This window comes from Undibacterium sp. Ji42W (genome assembly GCF_049340405.1).
GTDB lineage: Bacteria > Pseudomonadota > Gammaproteobacteria > Burkholderiales > Burkholderiaceae_D > Undibacterium.
The window spans coordinates 1-4,460 of the sequence record NZ_JBMPOV010000035.1 but is presented as its reverse complement, the minus strand read 5'-3'; the positions used below and the strand labels follow the sequence as shown (position 1 = coordinate 4,460).

1 protein-coding gene and 1 pseudogene are annotated in these 4,460 nt (G+C 50.8%); both read right to left on the bottom strand.

Annotated features, from left to right (window positions below):
* A pseudogene (locus tag ACO0LG_RS29455) lies at positions 1–1,687 on the bottom strand (hypothetical protein); the annotation flags it as partial.
* A gap of 50 nt (positions 1,688–1,737) precedes the next feature.
* On the bottom strand, positions 1,738–4,374 hold the full coding sequence (locus ACO0LG_RS29450) for a carboxypeptidase regulatory-like domain-containing protein (protein ID WP_423032161.1): 2,637 nt from the start codon (positions 4,372–4,374) through the stop codon (positions 1,738–1,740).
* Between the last annotated feature and the right edge of the window lie 86 nt (positions 4,375–4,460).

Sequence of the window (4,460 nt, the reverse complement as noted above, 5' to 3'; positions counted from 1 at the left end):
CGACCTGCGCCGGGCTGACGACGACAGTTCCTGTCAGGCCACTGCCATTGCTGGAAGAAGCTGTCACCGCAAAGCTGCTTGTAGACTGCACCGTGGTGGTGCCAGCAGTTGCTGTGACCTTGACTGCGTATTGACCAGGCGCTGCGCCACTCAATGGCAGGCTGTAGGCATAGTTTTTGGTATTTGCCGCTGGCAGTTGTGCCAGGGTTTCTGTTTTAGTGAAGCGTACTGTGCCGTCTGGGTTGGTCACGGTGGTGACGACCTGGATGTTATCGACTGGCGCATTGCTTTGCGTATTGCTTAATTGTGGACTAATGCGCACTGTCTCGGAAGGGATGTATTGCTGTTTATCTGTCGACATTGACAACTTCAGGCCGGTACCAGCGGCAGAGCTAATAGTGAACGGTGTCGAGGCGCTGGCGATGACCTGGCCTGCGGTATTGATCATCTCCGCGACAACCTTGTAGCTACCTGCATAGGTGTTACCGGTTGCAAAGTTCACTCCACTAAATACATTGGTGCCGCCGACTGCGATACTCTGTGGTGATGTGCTACCCAATTCGGCAACCAAAACGTTGTTTGTATCCTTGATCGAGATTTTTACCGTGCCGGTTCCAATCGTGCTACTTAGGTTCTTGACGGTGCTGGTGATCTGAACCATGTCATTGGCTGCATAAGACGCCTTGTCTGTTGCTGGCACGATCTGAAAAATAGATGAATAGACGGTGACGAATTGCGGGTCCAGTTCTGTACGTACAGGGTTGCCACTAATGTCATCATAAGTCAAAGCTGTTTTATAGCTGACCAGACGCTTTTCGTTTGGCAGCGGATTCTTGAAGAGAATATCAAAACCCAAATCATCGGTCGCGTCTGCGCTAAAGGTGTCAAAACGCCACTCGATGATTTTCTGGTTACCCACATCGGTCACGCTGAATGGAGGCTTGGAAAAAGATGAAGTATCAACGTCGATATCAACATTCGACAAGGTTTTCACCACGCGCACGTTACGCAGTAAAGGATGCATAGGTGCTACAACAAGCGTGATAGTCGCGGAATAATCGTTAAGGCCGTTGCCACTGCTATTCAAAGAGCCAACTAAATCAGGGTATTCTGGCGCTACTACGGGGTTGCGATAGTCCATGAAACTAAAGGCAGTCATCGTCACTTTTGCATCTTCGGTTACAAAAGACAGTGAGTTGGCACCAGGAATGGGATTTTGATCGAATATGCCGAGGCCAGGCTTAACCCATGGCGTCAGCACAGGAGCCGTGACATTAAATGGGACGGATACAGAAATTCCTGGAATTATGCTGGTGTTGAAAAACAGATTCAGTCCAACAAAAGGTGCCGTCCAATTAAAGCCGCTGCCATCGGAACGAACGAGAAACGTGTAAGTGCCTGCAACGGAAAGGTCAATACTGGGCGAGGTAGCGAGACCATCGCCTGTATTCAGGAACACATGAGACCCTGTTAGAAAGTAGAGATTGTATACCCCATTGGAGCCAACCGTATCCCAGCCATTGCCGGTGTATCCACCATCTTTGTCAACACCGTAAATTGTGGCTCCAGTCAGATTGAGCGTAGCGGCGGATGCTGTGCCAAACGTACTCAGACAAAACGCAAACACAACAGTCAATGAACCGATCCAGCCCATCACGCTACGCACCTGCTTTGTTTTGATGAACATTGCACATGCCGCGAGTATTCCCATACAAACCCATTGGTAGTTTATTTTTTTCATTTTGATTCAACTCCTTTGAGCAGGATATCGGTGCGTATCCTCTTATTCCCATCAGGCGTTACGACTGATGGTGTAAGCTCCTGACTCATTTCAATGCGTATGCCAGGTGCGACGACAATGGTGCCGCCCATGACGGTGGCCGGTGTAGGGCCATTCAATGCCTGCACCAATATAGGATGAGACCCGCTTTGTGCAAACGTGTAAGATGTACCGGTCAGAACTAGCGATTTGCTGGCATCAGAAGGCAACAAATCGATTTTGCTGGTACCGCTGTAAATGACGTTGCCACCAGGAGTTTGCAACTGGAAGGCCACGTCCGTGCTGACTGGAACGTTGGAACGATTGAATACATCAATGCCAAATTGAATCGACTTTGTCTCACCGACGTTAGCAAAACGTGGTTTCGGCGATACCGTAACGCTGCCAATCTCTGTTGTGGGATCAATCACGATACTTGCCTGTCTGTCGATGTTTTCGAGGCCACCGGCTGTGCCTGTAGAAACCGTTCCCAAGATCGTATAGGCACCAGGCGCATTTGCATTAGTACTCCAGGGTATGGTCAAACTGGTGTCGCCGGGCGGAAAATCAAACTGGCGCACCAAACCGCCTTGGGCATTGGTCCAGGTTGCATCCACGTTACCAACTATCTGACCCTGTGCATCAACAATAGCCGCCTTGAAACTGCCCGAACGAGTTTCGGTACTGGTGTTGCGCACATTGATCTGAATCGCGACCGGTTTATAAGCACCATAATGGGTCTGGCTGATAATCAGGTCTCCAATGGAAAGCACGCTGGCTGTTTGCGGCGCCAAAGAGAAATTTTGCACGAGGTCAGATGGTGCTGAGACCTGCAAGTTGATCGTTTGAGAGTTATATCCGACAGCACTAGACCGCACCGAGAAACTGGTACCAGCGATATTATTAATGGAGTAGCTACCGTCCACCGCCGTTGTCGCGGCATTGGACATACCAACGATCTGTACCGATGCCCCTGCGATTGCAGCATTCGACGTATTGACGACTTTCCCTTTGATGCTAGTGCTGGTCTTGACTGGCATCAGGGTAACGGTTCCAGCATCAACCACACTACCAGCAGAAGCGGTAAAGATTTGTGTGATCGAGGTATAACCTGACAGTGAAAAAGTGGCACTATAACTACCGGGGTTCAAGGTTTGATCAAATTGTCCATTTGCGGTTGTCACAGCGTTGCTATTTGCCGCGCCACCAATTTGTATGGCGACACCCGCCAACGGCGTATTTTGTCCAGCGGATACGACCTTACCTGTGAACCGGATGGTACCTGGGGTGGTTTCGTTATTGGTATATAACACGGGCGCAAACAATACAGTTTGCCCTGCCGCGACCGTACCGCTGGATGAGGCAGTTTTATAACCAGTCAGACTGGCCGAAATCGCAAAAGCGCCGGGCGATGGCACGACGAATTCATAACGTCCATTGGCGTCGGAAGTCGCGTTCAGCGTTGCCGCCCCTGACAAGGACATGGTCACGCCAGACAATGTCGAGCCATTCGTCGCAGTCACTTGACCGCGAATAATGCCAGTACCTGCAAGTTGGGTCAGCTTGACTATGCCTGCATCGCTTATCTGACCCGCAACCGCGCTATAACTGGAAATTTTGGAAGTATAGCCAACACGGGAGTATGTTACTGAGTAATTCCCTGAAGCCAGGCCATTAAAGGCAAACCGCCCAGACACATCGGTCGTCGCTACTTGATTTGATGTACCGGACAAGGTCACAGTCGAACCAGACAAAGGTACATTGGTGGCGTTATCGACCAGTTGCCCTTGCAAAACGCCAGCACTACCCGGTGGTCCAGCTTGTCCAGAGAGCACGCGCAACACCAAGGCCGTTAGAAACGGATCGGTACTCCAGCTGCCATCGGCGCCCTGCTTCGACACAAGAAAATTAAGCGCATTAGTGAGCACCGCAGCATCCGTTGTCACTGGCACAATACCGGTCATAACAAGCGCGGTGAGGTAGGTATTGCCTGACCAACTGCCGTTGGAAGCTTGCTGTTGCTGCAACCAGGACGCCAGCGCCCTGACAATAGTGGTGTTACTACCATCAGACACAGTTTGCAATGCAAGCAAAATAATAGCGCTGTTGTATTTGCGATTCCAGTCATTTGGCCCAGATGCACCACCATCGGAAGCAAGCTGAGTGACAAGATAGGCGCGCGCGCGGTTCGCAGCATCACTCGTGCCACCTTTGGTTTGCGCCAGTGCCAATACTGCCCATGCTGTATCGACAACATTACTGGAGTAATAAGGTGCCCCACCAAAACCGCCCTCCACGCCTTGACGTGCGAGCAACAAGTTCAATGAATTCGACGGGTCCCAGCCATTGGCGCCTAGTGAAATAATCTTGCGTGCAAGGTATTCTGTATTATCTTCAGCGTCGGCGGCAATGCTTGATGCCAAACTGGCTGGCAGAGTTGCCAGTAACTTTAGTGTTTGCGCGACTTCTGCGCGGGTCTGCAAGGGAGTCGCTATAGATTGCGCCTCGCCGGTGAGCTTGCCGTCAGCTTGCACTTGGGCATTGAGCCACTGCAAACCATTGGACACCTGAACGGTGGTTTGTGCATAAGCGCCATGTACTAACAAGGTGAACAAAAAAAGAGCGCCAACCAATAGGTTTCGCACAAAAGTACCGACATTTTGAAGCACAGCAGACCCCTGAAATAAACGCACTGAGCCGA